Annotated in this window: 1 protein-coding gene; it reads left to right on the top strand. The window is 70.9% G+C overall.

All coding sequences use genetic code 11. From position 1 onward, the window contains the following. Window positions 1-150 precede the first annotated feature (150 nt). Window positions 151-18,372, top strand: coding sequence for an SDR family NAD(P)-dependent oxidoreductase (locus AB0E24_RS29885; protein ID WP_359381602.1), 18,222 nt, complete (start codon window positions 151-153; stop codon window positions 18,370-18,372). Window positions 18,373-18,381 lie beyond the last annotated feature (9 nt).

Genomic DNA, 18,381 nt, shown 5'->3' with positions numbered 1-18,381 from the left:
CCGCCCATGTCCCGCCCCATTCCTCCCCACTTCGCCATCTTGTTCTCCTGTTCCGCTGTCCCGCTGTCCTGCCCGGACGCGGCGCACACCTCCGCCCTGCGCTGGTGTGCGCCTGACGTCCTACGTTCCTGGATCCAGGGAGTCACGCTCATGAAGGGTTCCGACGGCACCTCGCCGAGCACGACGGACGCGCCGATCGCGGTCGTCGGCCTGTCCTGCCGCCTCCCCGGAGCACCCGACCCCGCCACGTTCCGGCAACTCCTGCGCGACGGCGCCGACGCCATCACGGAAGCCCCCGAGGGACGATGGGGCGCGGGCGCGGATTCGGGTACCGACACGGATTCGGGTACCGACACGGATACGGGCACCGGCACGGTCGCCACCCGCCGTGGCGGATTCCTGGACCGGGACCGGATCGACCACTTCGACGCCGCCTTCTTCGGCATATCGCCGCGCGAGGCCGCGGCCATGGACCCCCAACAGCGACTCACCCTGGAACTGACCTGGGAGGCCCTCGAAGACGCCGGAATCATCCCGGACCGGCTCCGCGACAGCCGAACCGGCGTGTACATCGGAGTGATCGCGGACGACTACGCCACGCTGATCCGGCGGGGCGGCCCCGCGGCCATCGACCGGCACAGCTTCACCGGACTCCACCGCGGCATCATCGCCAACCGCGTCTCCCACCACCTCGGCCTGCGCGGCCCCAGCCTCACCCTCGACGCCGGACAGGCGTCATCGCTCGCGGCCATCCACCTGGCCTGCGAAAGCATCCGTCGCGGCGAGACATCCATCGCCATCGCCGGTGGCGTGCACCTCAACCTCGTCCCCGAAAGCGACGTCACCGCCGCCCGGTTCGGCGCGCTGTCCCCGGACGGCGTCACCTACGCCTTCGACGCCCGCGCCAACGGCTTCGTACGCGGCGAGGGTGGCGGCGTCGTCGTCCTCAAGCCCCTCGCGGACGCCCTTGCCGACGGGGACCCCGTGTACTGCGTCATCCGTGGCAGCGCACTCAACAACGACGGGGGCGGGGACCACCTCGCCACCCCCCACCAGGCCGCCCAGGAGGACCTCCTGCGCCGCGCCTACCAGCAGGCCGGAGTGGACCCCGCCGATGTCCAGTACGTGGAACTCCACGGCACCGGCACGAAGGTCGGCGACCCGGTCGAGGCGGCGGCCCTGGGCGCGGTTCTGGGCGCCGCTCGGCCCACTGGAGCCCCGCTGCGGGTGGGGTCGGCGAAGACCAATGTGGGGCATCTGGAAGGCGCGGCCGGTGTCGTCGGCTTCATCAAGACGGCCCTGGGGCTCAAACACGGCGAACTCTTCCCCAGCCTCAACTTCCGGACGCCCAACCCGGACATTCCCCTGGACCAGCTCAACCTGCGTGTGCAGACGACCTCCGAACCGTGGACCGCCGACCCGGACACGCCGGACACGCGAAAGCCACTGACCGCCGGGGTCAGCTCCTTCGGAGTGGGCGGCACCAACTGCCATGTAGTGCTCTCCGGAGTCCCGGAACCGGCCGTGGCCCCGGGCGCGGTGGAATCCGCGCCGGAGGGTGTTTCGGGCCGGATCCCCTGGGTGGTATCCGGACGCTCCGAAGCGGCGTTGCCGGCCCAGGCGGGCCGGCTGGCGTCGTACGCGGAGGAACGGCCCGAGCTGTCGGCCGAGGACATCGGGCTGTCCTTGGCGACGACACGCAGTGCGTTCGAGCATCGTGCGGTGGTGCTGGCCGACGACCGGGGCGGTCTGGTCGGTGGCGTGGCCGCGCTGGCGGAGGGCCGGGACGCGGCAGGCGTGGTGCGGGGTGTGGTTGCGGGCGCTGATGGCCGTGCGGTGTTGGTGTTCCCTGGTCAGGGGTCGCAGTGGGTGGGTATGGCGGCGGGGTTGTTGGACTCTTCGCCCGCGTTTGCCCAGCGGGTGGGTGAGTGTGCGGCCGCGTTGGCGCCGTTTGTGGACTGGTCGTTGGTCGATGTGTTGCGGGGCGGGGAAGGTGCCGCGGCCGCGCTGGAGCGGGCGGATGTGGTGCAGCCGGCTCTGTTCGCGGTGATGGTGTCCCTGGCGGAGTTGTGGCGTTCGTACGGTGTCGAGCCTGCGGCGGTGGTGGGGCATTCGCTGGGTGAGGTCGCGGCGGCGTGTGTGGCGGGCGCGTTGTCGTTGGAGGACGCGACCCGCGTGGTGGCGTTGTGGAGCAAGGCACAGCGGGCGTTGTCGGGGCGCGGGGCCATGGCGTCGGTCTCGTTGCCGGTGGGGGAGGTGCGGGAGCGGCTCGTGGCGTGGGGTGGGCGGTTGTCGGTGGCGGCGGTGAACGGGCCCTCGGCGGTCGTGGTCTCCGGTGCCGCGGACGCGTTGGACGAGCTGCTGGCATGGTGCGAAGTGGAGGAGGTCTGGGCGCGCCGCATCTCCGTGGATTACGCCTCGCACTGCGCTTATGTCGAGGACATCGAGGGCGAGTTGCTGCGGGAGCTTGCCGGGATCAGTCCTCGGTCGTCGTCGGTGCCGTTCTATTCGACGGTGACCGGTGGGACGCTCGATACCGCCGGGCTGGACGCGGGGTACTGGTACCGCAATCTGCGCCACACGGTGCGCTTCGAAGAGACCGTACGCGCCCTGCTGACTGACGGTTTCCAGGTGTTCATCGAGGCCAGTGCCCATCCGGTGCTGACGATGGGTGTGGAGCAGACGGCCGAGGACCACGGTACCCGGGTCACCGCCGTCGGCTCGCTGCGCCGTGACGAAGGCGGCCTGGGTCGCTTTCTGACCTCCGTGGCCGAGGCGTACGTGGGCGGGGCCGCTGTCGACTGGGCGCGGATGTTCGCGGGGACGGGAGCGCGGCGGGTCGAGCTGCCCACGTACGCCTTCCAGCGCCGGCGGCACTGGCTGGATGTCCAGGCGCTGCCGCAGCCGAGCCCGCACATCGAGGCCGATGCGATCGACCCCAGGGGCGGAGAGAACCACACATCGGCGACCGATACGGCGTCCCTCCTGCGGACACGTCTCGTCGCGCTGAACGACCTCCAGCAAGGCGAGATACTGGCCGATCTGGTGTGTGACCAGGTCGCCACGGCCCTGGGATACGAAGGTCGGGAAGCCGTCGATCTCGGCCGGACCTTCCAGGCACTGGGCTTCGATTCGGTCGGCGCCGTCGACTTCCGCAATCGTCTCAACACCGCCACCGGACTCCGGCTGCCGACCACGCTGCTGTTCGACCACCCCACGCCCCAGGCACTCGTACGCCATCTGCGGGACGCGCTCCTGGGCGACGACGGACGGGAGACAGCCGCGTCGGTGCCGGTCGGCGCGGCTCTGGACGAGCCGATCGCGATTGTCGGCATGAGCTGCCGTTACCCCGGTGGTGTGCGGTCGCCGGAGGAGCTGTGGCAGCTGATCGCCGCAGGCGGCGACGCCATCGGGACGTTCCCCGCGGACCGGGGCTGGGACCTGTCCGGCCTGTACGACTCCGACCCTGGACGAGCCCGGACGACCTACACCCGCGAGGGCGGATTCCTCTACGACGCAGGCGACTTCGACGCCGACTTCTTCGGGATCTCGCCGCGCGAGGCACTGGCGATGGACCCGCAGCAGCGGCTCTTGCTCGAGACCTCCTGGGAGGTCTTCGAACGGGCCGGTATCGACCCGGCCGGGCGGGAGAAGAGCCGGACCGGTGTCTTCGTGGGCGCGATGGCCCAGGACTACGGACCACGGATGCACGACGCTTCGGATGAGCTACAGGGATACCTGCTGACCGGCAACACCGTCAGCGTCACTTCGGGCCGTATCTCCTACGCCATGGGATTCGAGGGCCCGGCGATGACGGTGGACACCGCCTGCTCGTCCTCTTTGGTGGCGCTGCATCTGGCGGTCCAGTCGTTGCGCCAGGGGGAGTGCGCGCTCGCGCTCGCCGGTGGGGTGACGGTGATGTCGACGCCGGGGCTGTTCGTGGAGTTCGGCAGGCAGCAAGGGCTGGCCCCGGACGGCCGGTGCAAGCCGTTCGCGTCGGCGGCGGACGGCACGGGCTTTGCCGAGGGCGCCGGGATGCTGCTGCTGGAGCGGCTTTCCGACGCGCGGCGCAACGGTCACCAGGTGCTTGCCGTGGTGCGGGGCAGCGCCGTCAACCAGGACGGCGCGTCAAACGGTCTGACTGCGCCGAACGGACCCTCCCAACAACGAGTGATCCGGGCGGCGTTGGCGAACGCGCGGCTTTCGCCCGCCGATGTGGACGTGGTCGAGGCGCACGGCACCGGCACGGCCCTGGGCGACCCGATCGAGGCCGAGGCGCTGCTCGCGACCTATGGGCGGGAGCGGGGCGCCGAGGACCGGCCGCTGTGGCTGGGCTCGGTGAAGTCCAACATCGGTCATACGCAGGCGGCCGCCGGTGTGGCGGGTGTGATGAAGATGGTGCTGGCGATGCGGCATGGGGTGCTCCCCAAGTCGCTGCACGTCGATGAGCCGTCGCCGCATGTGGATTGGTCGGCGGGTGCGGTGGAGTTGTTGACGGATGCGGTGGAGTGGCCGGAGACGGCGCGTCCGCGGCGTGCCGGTGTGTCGTCGTTCGGCATCAGTGGAACGAACGCCCATGTCCTTGTGGAGCAGGCTCCCGCAGAACTGGGCGTTGTCGAGCCGGTGGACGAGGGGCGCGAGGCCCCGGTGCTGGTGCCGTGGGTGGTGTCGGCGAAGTCCGAGGGTGCGTTGCGGGCGCAGGCGGAGCGGTTGTTGTCGGCGGTGAGCGGTGGCATGGCCGCCGAGGCGTCGGTCGTGGATGTGGCCTCGTCGCTGGTGACCACGCGCTCGGCGTTCGAGCACCGGGCGGTGGTGCTGGCTGGTGATGGTGAGGGGTTTGCCGCTGGGTTGGGGGCGCTGGTGGATGGTCTTCCGGCGGCTGGTGTGGTGCGAGGTTCGGTGGTGTCGGGGAAGTCGGCGGTGTTGTTTTCAGGGCAGGGCAGTCAGCGGGTTGGGATGGGTTGGGAGTTGTATGAGGCGTTTCCGGTGTTCGCGGAGGCGTTCGATGAGGTGTGTGGGCGGTTTGACGGATTGCTGGAGCGTCCTTTGCGGGAGGTGATCGGCGGGGATGTGGAGGGGCTGGATGAGACGGCGTTTACGCAGTGTGGGTTGTTCGCGGTGGAGGTGGCGCTGTTCCGCTTGGTGGAGTCGTGGGGTGTGCGGCCGGATTTTGTGGCCGGGCATTCGATTGGTGAGTTGGTGGCGGCGTATGTGGCGGGTGTGTTGTCGCTCGACGATGCGTGTGTGTTGGTGGCGGCTCGTGGGCGGTTGATGCAGGCGTTGCCGTCGGGTGGGGTGATGGTGTCGGTGCAGGCTGCCGAGGCGGATGTGCTCCCGTTGCTGGCCGGTTGTGAGGCCGGGGTGAGTGTGGCGGCGGTCAACGGTCCGCGGTCGACCGTGATCTCCGGTGCCGAGGCGGCGGTGTCCGAGGTTGCCGGGCTGCTGGAGGCCGAGGGCGTCAAGACCAAGCGGCTGCGCGTTTCGCACGCCTTCCATTCACCCTTGATGGAGCCGATGCTGGCGGAGTTCCGGCAGGTGGCGGAGGGGCTGTCGTACGCGCCCCCGCGCATCCCGGTCGTGTCGAATGTGTCGGGCCAGGTCGCTGACGTCGAGGTGCTGTGCTCGGCCGAGTACTGGGTGCGGCATGTCCGTGAGGCCGTGCGGTTCGCGGATGGGGTGCGGAGTCTGGCGGACGCGGGAGTCACCACCTTCCTGGAGCTGGGTCCGGATGGGGTGCTGTCCGGGATGGGTCAGGAATGTGTGTCCGACGCCGTCTTCGCGTCCGCGCTGCGCGATGGCCGGGGCGAAGTCGCGTCGATACAGGAAGCGCTCGCCGAGATTTATGTACGGGGGCGGCAGGTCGACTGGTCTGCTGTGTTGGCACCGGCCCGCCCTCGTCGTGTGGAGTTGCCGACGTATGCGTTCCAACGCGAGCGCTTCTGGCTGGAGCCGGTCCGTACCGGCACGGCTCCGGCGGCGGCGCCCGCGGCCGACCGGTGGAGCCACCGGGTGTCGTGGTCGCCCGTTTCGGACGTGGCGGGTGCGCTGACGGGCACGTGGCTGGTGGCGGTCCCCGCTGGACTGGCCGGGGATGAGTGGGTTGTGGCCTGTGTGGCCGCGCTGGCCGGGCGAGGTGCCCTGCCCGTTGTCGTCGAGCTGGAGCATGACGATGCCGACCGTGCGGTGATGGCGGACCGGCTGCGCGGGGCTCTGGATGAGGCCGATGTCTCCGACGCCGGGGGTGTGCTGTCGCTGCTGGCGCTGGCGGAGGGGCGGCATGGCGAGTACGGGGCGGTGCCGTTGGGTGTGGCGCTGACGTTGTCCCTGCTTCAGGCGGTCGGGGATGCGGGTGTGGGTGGCCGTGTGTGGTGTGTGACGCGGGGTGCGGTGGCGGTCGGCGGTTCGGAGAGTCCGTTGAGCGTGGAGCAGGCGGCGGTGTGGGGGCTGGGCCGGGTGGCCGGACTGGAGGCCCCGGAGCGGTGGGGCGGCCTTGTCGACTTGCCCGAGGTGTGGGATGCGCGGGTGGCGGATCGTCTGGTGGATGTGGTGAGTGGTCGTGTGGGTGAGGTCGAGGTGGCGGTGCGGGCGTCGGGGGTGTTTGCGCGTCGTGTTGTCCGGGCGTCGGTGGGCGGAAGCACCGTTGGCGGGTGGGTGCCGTCGGGGACGGTGTTGGTGACGGGTGGTACGGGTGCGTTGGGTGGGCATGTGGCGCGGTGGTTGGCGGGTTTGGGTGCGGAGCATCTGTTGCTTGTTTCGCGTCGTGGGTCTGGGGCTGAGGGTGTGGATGAGTTGTGTGCCGAGCTGCGTGGGGTGGGTGTTCGGGTGACGGTGGTGGCGTGTGATGTGGGTGATCGTGAGGCGTTGGCCGGGGTGTTGGCCCGGGTGCCGGTGGAGTTTCCGTTGACGGCGGTGGTGCATGCGGCGGGTGTGCTGGATGACGGGGTGTTGGACGGGTTGTCGGTGGGGCGGTTCGAGGGTGTGTTGCGGGCGAAGTCGGAGGCGGCGTGGCATCTGCATGAGTTGACGCGTGAGCTGGATCTTTCGGCGTTTGTGTTGTTCTCGTCGTTTTCGGGGGTGGTGGGTGCGGCTGGGCAGGCGAATTATGCGGCGGCGAATGCGGTGTTGGATGCGTTGGCGGAGTGGCGGCGTGGTGCGGGGTTGCCGGCCACTTCGGTGGCGTGGGGGCCCTGGGCCGACAACGGCATGGCAGAGGGCATCGCGGATCGGTGGCGGCGCCATGGCCTTCCCGCGATGGACCCCGAGTCCGCCGTCGCTGCCTTGGAGAAGAGCGTCAACCACCCGGCGGCAGCGTCGCTGATCCTCGCCGATGTCGAGTGGGACACCCTGGCCCGGACCATGGCGGACGCGCGTTCGCGCCGACTCCTGAACGACCTGACGGCCCACGGCTCATCCGACGCCCCCCACGAGGAGACCACCGCTGACGGGTCGCTTCGCCGACGACTCGCCGGGCTGGGAGCGGCCGAACAAGACCGTGTCCTCCTTGAGCTCGTGCGCTCGCATGTGGCAGCCGTCCTGGGCCACCGCCGTCCCGAGGCCATCGACGCCGACCGGGCCTTCAAGGAACTGGGCTTCGACTCCCTCGCGGCGGTGACCCTGCGCAACCGGCTGAACGCGGCCACCGGGCTGAGCCTGCCGAGCACCCTGCTCTTCGACCACCCCACCGTGACGGCGCTGGTGAAACTGTTGCGCACCGAGGTGCTGGGGCTGCGAAACGGCGCGGACGCCGCGGTGCCCGCCGCCGTGGCCATCGGCGACGAACCCGTCGCCATCGTGGCCATGAGCTGCCGCTTTCCCGGCGAGGTACGAACGCCCGAAGACCTATGGCAGCTGCTGCTCGCCGGACGCGAGGTGCTGACCGAGTTCCCCGCCGACCGCGGATGGGACCTGGACACGCTCTATGGACCGGACCCGGACGAGCACGGCAAGAGCTATGTCCGCGAGGGCGGATTCCTCGAAGGCGCGGGCGACTTCGACCCTAAGTTCTTTGGCATCTCGCCGCGCGAGGCGGTGGCGATGGACCCGCAGCAGCGGCTGCTGTTGGAGACATCGTGGGAGGCGTTCGAGCGGGCGGGGATCGATCCCACACTGCTCCGGGGCAGTCGGACCGGGGTCTTTGTGGGCAGCAACGGTCAGGACTACGGGACCAGCCTGCGCCAGGCGCCATCGGAGCATGTCGAGGGGCACCTGGTCACCAGTAGCGCGGCCAGCGTCGTCTCCGGCCGTATCTCCTACACGTTCGGCTTCGAGGGCCCGGCGGTCACGGTGGACACCGCCTGTTCGTCATCGCTGGTCGCCCTGCATCTGGCGGCGCAGTCCCTGCGCCTGGGCGAGTGCTCGCTCGCGCTCGCCGGCGGTGTCACCGTCATGTCCACCCCCGAGCTCTTCGTGGAGTTCAGCCGTCAGCGCGGACTGGCGGCCGACGGTCGCTGCAAGGCGTTCGCGGCGGCCGCGGACGGCACGGGCTGGGGCGAGGGTGTGGGCTTGCTGCTGCTGGAGCGGCTGTCGGACGCGCGCCGCAACGGCCACCGGATCCTTGCGGTGGTACGTGGCTCCGCCGTCAACCAGGACGGTGCGAGCAACGGTCTCACCGCGCCGAGCGGCCCATCGCAGCAGCGGGTGATCCGGGCCGCCCTGGCGAACGCCGGACTGTCGGCCGCCGATGTCGATGTGGTCGAGGCACACGGTACGGGTACGACGCTGGGCGATCCGATCGAGGCCCAGGCACTGCTCGCCACGTACGGGCAGGAGAGGCCCGAGGAGCGGCCGCTGCGGCTGGGTTCGATCAAGTCCAACATCGGGCACACTCAGGCCGCGGCCGGTGTGGCCGGGATCATCAAGTCGGTGCTGGCCATGCGCCACGGTGTGCTTCCGCGGACCCTGCACATCGATGAGCCGTCACCGCATGTGGACTGGTCGGCGGGCGCGGTGGAGCTTCTGACCGCCCCGATCGCATGGCCCGAGACCGGCAGGCCGCGTCGGGCGGGCGTCTCCTCCTTCGGAGTGAGCGGCACCAACGCCCATGTGATCCTGGAGCAGGGGCCGTTGGAGCCCGACGCCGCCACGGAGACCACTTCCGAACCGGCCGTGGTGCCGTGGGTGGTATCGGCGAGGTCCGACGCGGGGCTCCGGGATCAGGCGGCGCGCCTGCTGGCGATGGTGGGCGACGAGGCCGGTCCAGAGTCTCTGGACGTCGGTCTGTCGCTGGTGACCACACGCGCGCTCTTCGAGCGTCGGGCGGTGGTGCTCGGCGGTGACCGCACCGTCCTGATAAACGGTCTGTCTGCGCTGGCGGAGGGCCGCGAGACCGCGGGCCTCGTGCACGGGGTGGCCTCTGGCCCTTCGGACCGTGTCGCCTTTGTCTTCCCTGGTCAGGGGGCGCAGTGGGTGGGGATGGCGGCGGGGTTGTTGGAGTCTTCGCCGGTGTTCGCGGAGCGGGTGGGTGAGTGTGCGGCTGCGTTGGCGCCGTTTGTGGACTGGTCGCTCGGGGATGTGTTGCGGGGTGGTGAGGGTGCTGCGGAGGCGTTGGAGCGGGTGGATGTGGTGCAGCCTGCTCTGTTCGCGGTGATGGTGTCGTTGGCGGAGCTGTGGCGTTCGTACGGTGTCGAGCCTGCCGCTGTTATTGGGCATTCGCAGGGTGAGATCGCGGCGGCGTGTGTGGCGGGTGCGTTGTCGCTGGAGGACGCCGCGAGGGTGGTGGCGTTGCGGAGCAGGGCGTTGCGGGCGTTGTCGGGTCGTGGCGGCATGGTGTCGGTGTCGTTGCCCGTGGAGGCGGTGCGGGAGCGGCTGGTCCGATGGGGCGAGCGGCTGTCGGTGGCGGCGGTGAACGGGCCCTCGGCGGTCGTGGTCTCCGGTGACGCCGATGCGTTGGACGAGCTGCTGGCGGGGTGCGAGGCGGAGGGGATCCGGGGGCGTCGTATCCCGGTGGACTACGCCTCCCACTGCGCTCATGTCGAGGCCATCGAGGACGAACTTCAGCAGGCTCTTGAGGGGATCGCTCCGCGCTCGTCGTCGGTGCCGTTCTACTCCACGGTTTCGGCAAGTGTGCTGGACACCCAGGAACTGGACGCCGGGTACTGGTACCGCAATCTGCGCCGGACGGTGCGCTTCGAGGAGACTGTCCGCGCCCTGCTGGCCGATGGCTTCGATACGTTCATCGAGGCCAGCGCCCACCCCGTTCTGACGATGGGCGTGGAGCAGACGGCTCAGGACCACGGCACGCACATCACCGCCGTAGGGTCGCTGCGCCGCGACGAAGGCGGTCTCGACCGCTTCGCCACCTCCCTGGCCGAGGCGTACGTCGGCGGTGCCGCTGTCGACTGGTCGGTGATGTTCGCGGGCACCGGCGCCCGACGCGTCGACTTGCCGACGTATGCCTTCCAGCACCAGCGCTACTGGGTCCAGCCCTCAGCCGCGACGGGTGATGTGTCCTCCGCCGGACTGGTCTCCGCCGACCACCCTCTGCTCGGTGCGGGGACCGCGCTGCCCGACTCGGACGGGTGGTTGCTGACGGGCCGCCTCTCGCTCCGTACGCATCCCTGGCTGGCCGAACACACCGTACTCGGCCGGGCCCTGCTGCCCGCGTCCGCGTTCGTCGAGTTGGCGCTGCGGGCCGGTGACGCGGCCGGATGCGACCGGGTGGAGGAGCTGACGCTGGAGGCGCCTCTGGTGCTTCACGAACAGGGCGCCGTACAGATCCAGTTGACCGTTGGCGCGGCTGACGAGGGCGGCGGGCGCCCCTTGCGGATGTACGCGAGGACCGAGGACACCGCGCACCGGCCGTGGACCCGGCATGCCTCGGGAACGCTGATTCACAGCGAAGCCCACGGTGAGGCCGATAGCCCTGTCACGGCCCCGAACCCGGCCGCCGACCTCAGCGTATGGCCGCCGAAGGGCGCGGAGGCCGTCGACACCGCCGGGTTCTACGAGCGGCTGGCCGACGCCGGGGTGGCGTACGGCCCTGTGTTCCGTGGGGTGCGTGCGGTGTGGCGCCGCGGTGACGAGCTCTTCGCCGAGGTGGTGTTGCCGGAGGAAGCGCGTGGTGAGGTGCCTCGGTTCGGCATCCATCCGGCCTTGCTGGACACCGCCTTGCAGCCGGGCCTGGCGCCCCTGTCGGGCGATGCGGACGGTATCCGCCTGCCGTTCCTCTGGAGCGGTGTGTCGTTGCATGCGACCGGGGCGTCCACGCTCCGTGTGCGGCTGAGCCGTAAGGGCACCGACACCCTGTCCGCGCTGGTCGCCGACCCGGCTGGAACACCGGTGGCCACGGTGGACGCGCTGGTGGCGCGGCCGGTGACGGAGGAGCAGCTCACGGCCGCGGCAGCGAAGCCCGGCGGCGTTCGGCCGGAACGGGCCACGGTGGTCCGGCGCGCATTGGCTGAGGTGGCGCTCGGAGCGGAGGAGGCGTCGCTGCGGCAGCGGCTGCTGAGCGTGGGGGGCGACGCGGAGCGCGAACGAATGGTGCTGCGCATGGTCCAGGATCAGGCCGCCACCGTCCTCGGCTACAGCGCACCGGACGCGGTCGAGCCGGAGATCTCCTTCAAGGAGCACGGGTTCGACTCCCTCACGGCGGTGGAACTGCGGAATCGGCTGAACGTGGCGACAGGGGAGCGGCTGCCCGCGACGCTCGTCTTCGACTACCCGACCCCGGTGGCGCTCGCGGAATACCTCCGCACGGAACTGCTCGGCCTCCGGGAAGGCGATGCCCCCTCGGTGCCCACACCCGTCACCCGGGCCGAGCCGGACGACGATCCGATCGCCATCGTGGCGATGGGGTGCCGTCTGCCCGGCGGCGTCCACTCCCCGGAGGACCTGTGGGACCTGCTGACCGAGGGCCGTGATGCGATATCCGGCTTCCCCGAGGACCGCGGCTGGGAGCTCGACGGGCTCTACGACCCCGACCCCGAAGTGCCCGGGAAGACCTACGCCAGGCACGGTGGCTTCGTCGACGGCGCCGGTGAATTCGACGCGGCGTTCTTCGGTATCTCCCCGCGTGAGGCGGTGGCGATGGATCCGCAGCACCGGCTGCTGCTGGAGACGTCATGGGAGACCTTCGAGCGTGCGGGTATCGACCCGGCCTCCTTGCGTGGCAGCCAGACCGGTGTGTTCGTGGGCGCCGGATCACACGGGTACGGCGCGGGCCCGATCCGGCCGGCGAGCGGTGTCGAGGGTTACCTGCTCACCGGCAACGCCCTCAGCGTGACCTCCGGTCGGCTCGCCTATGCGTTCGGCTTCGAAGGGCCGGCCGTCGCCGTCGACACGGCGTGCTCGTCGTCGCTGGTGGCGCTGCACCTGGCCGCTCAGTCGCTGCGGCAGGGCGAATGCTCCCTGGCCCTGGCCGGTGGCACCGCCGTCATGTCCACCCCCTGGACCTTCGTCGGCTTCAGCCGCCAGCGCGGGCTGGCACCGGACGGGCGCTGCAAGCCCTTCGCCGCCGCCGCCGACGGCTTCGGCCCGGCGGAGGGCGTTGGTGTGCTGCTGCTGGAGCGGCTGTCGGACGCGCGGCGCAACGGCCATCAGGTGCTGGCGGTGGTACGTGGCACCGCGGTCAACCAGGACGGTGCGAGCAACGGTCTCACCGCGCCCAATGGGCCGTCCCAGCAGCGGGTGATCCGCGCCGCGCTGGCGAACGCGCGGCTGTCGGCGGCCGAGGTGGACGCGGTCGAGGCACATGGCACCGGGACCACGCTGGGCGACCCGATCGAGGCACAGGCCCTGCTGGCCACATACGGCAAGGGCCGCCCCGAAGAACGGCCGCTGCTGCTCGGCTCGGTGAAGTCGAACATCGGGCATACACAGGCGGCGGCGGGCGTGGCCGGTGTGATCAAGATGGTGCTCGGTATGCGACATGGGCTGCTGCCGCGCACACTGCACCTGGACGAGCCATCGCCGCATGTGGACTGGTCCACGGGCGGAGTGCGTCTGCTGACGGACGATATGCCCTGGCCGGAGACGGGACGGCCGCGGCGCGCGGCGGTCTCCGCCTTCGGGATGAGCGGAACCAACGCCCACGCCGTGCTGGAACAGGCTCCGTTCGAGGAGGCTCCCAGCGCTGGCGTCGATGACGACACCCTGGCCGCGGAACTGCCGGAGATCACACCATGGGTGATCTCCGGACGGTCGGACGCCGCGGTCGAGGCACAGGCGGAGCGGTTGCTGACACACATGCGTGAGCGCCGAGAGCTGTCGCCCACCGATATCGGGCTGTCGTTGGCGACCACACGCAGTGTGTTCGAACACCGCGCGGTGGTTCTGGCGGGAGACGGGGACGGCATCTTGAACGGCCTGGGCGCGCTGGCCGAAGGGCATGCGGCACCCGGTGTGGTGCGGGGGACGGCGGCCGCCAGGGACCATGTCGTGTTGGTTTTCCCTGGTCAGGGGTCACAGTGGGTGGGTATGGCGGCGGGGTTGTTGGAGTCTTCTCCGGTGTTCGCGGAGCGGTTGGGTGAGTGTGCTGCGGCGTTGGCGCCGTTTGTGGAGTGGTCGTTGGTGGATGTGTTGGGTGATGCCGCTGCGTTGGAGCGGGTGGATGTGGTGCAGCCCGCTCTGTTCGCGGTGATGGTGTCGTTGGCGGAGTTGTGGCGTTCGTACGGCGTGGAGCCCGCGGCCGTTATCGGTCATTCGCAGGGTGAGATCGCGGCGGCGTGTGTGGCGGGTGCGTTGTCGTTGGAGGACGCCGCGAAGGTGGTGGCGTTGCGGAGCAAGGCGCTGCGGGCGCTATCAGGCCGTGGCGGCATGGTGTCGGTGCCGCTGCCGGTGGAGGAGGTTCGGGAGCGGCTTGCGATGTGGGGTGAGCGGCTGTCGGTGGCGGCGGTGAACGGGCCGTCGGCGGTGGTGGTCTCCGGTGACGCGGACGCGTTGGACGAGCTACTCGCGCTGTACGAGGCGGAGGGGATTCGGGCGCGTCGTGTGCCTGTGGATTACGCCTCGCACTGTGCTCACGTCGAGGCCATCGAGGACGAGCTTCGGCAAGTGCTCGCGGGGATCGGTCCTCGGCCGTCGTCGGTGCCGTTCTATTCAACGGTGACCGGTGGGGTGCTCGATACGACCGCGCTGGACGCCGGGTACTGGTACCGCAACCTGCGCCAGACGGTCCGTTTCGATGAGACCGTACGCGCCCTGCTGTCCGATGGCTTCCAGGTGTTCATCGAGGTCAGCGCCCACCCCGTCCTGACGATGGGTGTGGAGCAGACGGCCGAGGACCAGGGTGTCAGGGTCACCGCCGTTGGTTCGCTGCGCCGCGATGAAGGTGGCCTGGAGCGGCTCCTGACCTCCCTGGCGGAGGCGTACGTCGGCGGCGCGTCCGTCGACTGGGCAGGGCTCTTCACCGGGACCGGGGCGGAGCGCGTCGATCTGCCGACGTACGCCTTCCAGCGCACGCACTTCTGGCTGGAGTCCGAGACCGCGGAGGCCGGTGATGTGTCATCGGTGGGGCTGGACTCGGCCGGGCATCCGCTGCTGGGGGCCGCCGTGCCGCTGCCCGGCTCCGACGGTTTCCTGCTCACCGGGCGGCTGTCGCTCCGTACCCATCCCTGGCTCGCCGACCACGCGGTGCTGGGCCGGGCCATCCTGCCCGGTACGGCGTTTGTCGAGCTCGCGACGCGGGCCGGTGACGCGGTCGGTTGCGACCGGCTGGAGGAGCTGACGCTGGAGGCGCCTCTGGTACTGCCCGACGAGGGGGCGGTCCAGGTGCAGCTGGTGGTGAACGGGCCCGCGCAGGACGGGCAGCGCGAGTTCAGCGTGTATGCCCGCCGTGACGATGCTCCGAACGCGTCGTGGATGTGCCATGCGAAGGGCATGTTGGCCCCGGCGTCCGGTGCCGTCGCCCGGACGACGGACCCGGCGGACCTGATCACATGGCCACCGCCGGGGGCCGAGGCGGTCGAGACCGCGGGCTTCTACGAGGATGTGGCGGCCACCGGGCTTGCGTACGGGCCGGTGTTCCGAGGGCTGCGCGCCGTCTGGCGCAAGGGCGACGAGGTCTTCGCCGAGGTGGCGCTGCCGGAGGAGTCGCGGGCGGATGCGGCCCGGTTCGGGCTGCACCCCGCGCTGCTGGACACGGCGCTGCACGCCTGGCTGGTGTGCGCCGCCGCGAAGAAGGGCGGGGCCGCGGACGGGATCCGGCTGCCGTTCGTATGGAGCGGTGTGTCGCTGTACGCCACCGGCGCGACCTCCCTGCGGGTACGGCTGGCCCGCGCCGGTGCCGACGGGATGTCCGTGCTGGTGGCCGACGCCGCCGGAACGCCGGTGGCCACGGCGGATGCGCTGGTCACCCGACCGGTCTCGGAGGCACAGCTCGCAGCGTCCACCGACGACGGTGAGTCGCTGTACCGGGTGGAGTGGGTCGCAACGCCCGCCACCGACCCGGCTCCGGCCGCGACCTTCGCCACCGATCGGTGTGCCGTGGCCGGACCGGACGCCTTCGGCCTGGCCAGGGCGTTGAAGGCGGCCGACGGATCGGTGGAGGAACACGCCGACCTGGCCGCTCTCGAAGCACATGTGCGATCCGGCGCTCCCACGCCGGACCTGGTGTTCGTCACCATGTCCTCCGGCGCCGGCGAGGACATCGTCCCGGCCACGCGGACGGTGGCCCACCGCACCCTGGACCTGGTACGGGAATGGCTGGCGGAGGACCGGTTCGCCGGGGCGCGGCTGGTGTTCGTCACCCGTGGCGCGCTGGCCACCGAGGACGGTGCGGACCCGCGTGACCTGGCGGCGGCCCCGGTGTGGGGGCTGGTGCGGTCGGCGCAGGCCGAGCATCCGGACCGGTTCGTCCTGCTGGATGTGGACGGTGGCGAGCCGTCGCTCGCCGTGGTGCACCAGACGGTGTCGACCGGCGAACCTCAGCTCGCGGTACGTGGTGCCGAGGTGCTGGTGCCGCGTCTGGTCCCCGGAGCCGCGAAGGGTGTGCTGACGCCCGCGGACGGCGCGGAGGCGTGGCGGCTGGAGGCGTCCGGGACGGGCACGCTGGAGGGGCTGACGCTGGCCACGGCCACGGACGCCACCCGGGAGCTCGGCGAGCACGAGGTGCGGGTGGCCGTTCGCGCCACGGGCCTGAACTTCCGCGATGTCCTCATCTCCCTGGGCATGTATCCGGACGAGGCCATGATGGGTGGCGAGGGGGCCGGGGTGGTCGTGGCCACCGGTCCCGGTGTGACATCCCTCGCCGTCGGCGACCGGGTGATGGGGCTGTGGTCCGGTGGCTTCGGGCCGTTGGCGGTGGTGGACCAGCGCACCCTGGTGCGGATCCCGGACGGCTGGTCCTTCACCGAGGCCGCGGCCGTCCCCATCGTCTTCGTGACGGCTTTGTACGCGCTACGGGAACTGGCGGGCGTACGGCGCGGTGAATCGCTGCTGGTCCATGCCGCCGCCGGTGGCGTGGGAATGGCGGCGGTGCGGCTGGCGCGGGCCTGGGGCGTCGAGGTGTTCGCCACCGCGAGCGAGACCAAGTGGGATGTCCTGCGCGACCTCGGGCTGGACGAGGCGCATATCGCCTCGTCGCGGACGGTGGAGTTCGAGCGGCGGTTCAGGGACTCCTCGACCGGTCGTGGGGTGGATGTCGTCCTGGACTCGCTGTCCGGTGAGTTCGTCGACGCGTCGCTGCGGCTGCTCGGCGAGGGCGGGCGCTTCATCGAGATGGGCAAGACGGACGTACGGTCCGCCGACGCGGTGGCCGCGGACCATCCGGGCGTGCTGTACCGGGCGTTCGACCTGGCGGAGCCGGGCCCCGAGCGCATCGGCGAGATGCTCGCGGAGATCGTGGCCCTCTTCGAACGAGGTGTGCTGGAGCCGCTGCCCACCCGGGTGTGGGATGTGCGCAGGGCTCCCGAGGCGTTCCGGTTCATGAGCCAGGCGCGCCATGTGGGCAAGCTGGTGCTCAGCGTTCCGGCCGCGCTGGATCCGCAGGGGACCGTACTGATCACCGGCGCTGGAGGTGTCCTGGGCGGAATTATCGCCCGGCATCTGGTGGCGGAGCGCGGCATACACCGGCTGCTGCTGGTCGGCCGCCGTGGCCGCGCGGCCGAGAGCCTGGCGGGGCTCGAGGCGGAGCTGACGGCGCTGGGGGCCTCGGTCACCGTCGCCGCCTGCGATGTCGCCGACCGTGAGGCGCTGGCCGATCTGCTGGCGGAGCTGCCCGATGGACACGGTCTGACCGGTGTGGTGCACGCCGCGGGCATCCTGGACGACGGAACGGTGGCCTCGCTGACACCGGAGCGGCTCGACGCGGTGCTGCGCGCCAAGGTCGACGGGGCGTGGCATCTGCATGAGCTGACACGCCGCTTCGATGTGGCCATGTTCGCCCTGTTCTCGTCGACCGCCGGTGTCCTGGGATCCGCCGGGCAGGCCAACTACGCCGCCGCCAACACCTTCCTGGACGGGCTGGCCCAGCGGCGCAGGGCCATGGGCCTGCCCGGAGTGTCGCTCGCCTGGGGCATGTGGGCCGAGCGCACGGGGATGACCGAACACCTCGGTCAGGCGGACCTCTCGCGTATGACACGGGTCGGAGTGGTGCCGTTCCCGTCCGAGGAGGGGGTGCGGCTGTTCGACACGGCCGGCCGGCTGGCCGAGGGCGTGGTGGTGCCCGCGCGGCTCGACCTGATCCACCTGGCGGCCGCCGCCGACACCACGCCCGTACCCCCGTTGCTCAACGGACTCATACGGCGGCCCGCCCCGCCGCGGCGCGCCTCGGCCCAGGATGACCCCGGGTCGAGGGAGGCGCCGCTGGCCAGGCGTCTGGCCGGGCTCGGACAGGGGGAGCGGCGGCGGACGCTGCTGCGTCTGGTCCAGGAACACGCCGCCACGGTCCTCGGCCATGGGACACCGTCGTCGGTGGTCACCGACCGTGGCTTCCTGGAGCTCGGCTTCGATTCGCTCACCGCGGTCGAACTGCGCAACCGGCTGAACGCCGCCACCGGGCTGCGGCTGCCCGCGACCCTCATCTTCGACTACCCGACCCCTGCCGCACTGGCCGGACACCTGGGTGAGGAGATCGCACCCGTGGCGGTGGGCGGCCAGTCGGACATGGCCGCCGAACTCGACCGGCTGGAAGCCGCGTTGCTCGGCACGGACACGGCCGCCGATGACGCCACCCGCGAGATGGTGACCGGACGGCTGAAGCGCCTTCTGTCTCGATGGGACGGCGATCGTGGCGGCCCGGCGCCGAATGGCGCGGCCAACGCTCCCAGCAGTGCGGACCCCGCCACCGCATCCGGCGACACGGCCACGGCCAACGGTTCCGGCGACACGGCCCCCGCCACCGCTCCCGGAGGGCCGGACGACGTCGCCGACCATCTGGAGACGGCGGCGGCCGACGAGCTCTTCGCCTTCATCGACCAGGAGTTCGGGTCGTCGTGATCCGAACAG

The sequence above is a fragment of the Streptomyces malaysiensis subsp. malaysiensis genome (assembly GCF_040653035.1).
Taxonomy (GTDB): Bacteria; Actinomycetota; Actinomycetes; order Streptomycetales; family Streptomycetaceae; genus Streptomyces; species Streptomyces malaysiensis.
Note: the sequence above shows the minus strand (reverse complement) of the source record. Positions and strands in the feature narration are given on the sequence as shown.

Excerpts from the sequence above, each read along its gene's own strand:
- AB0E24_RS29885 (WP_359381602.1), top strand. The coding sequence starts at position 151 with ATGAAGGGTTCCGACGGCACCTCGCCGAGCACGACGGACGCGCCGATC.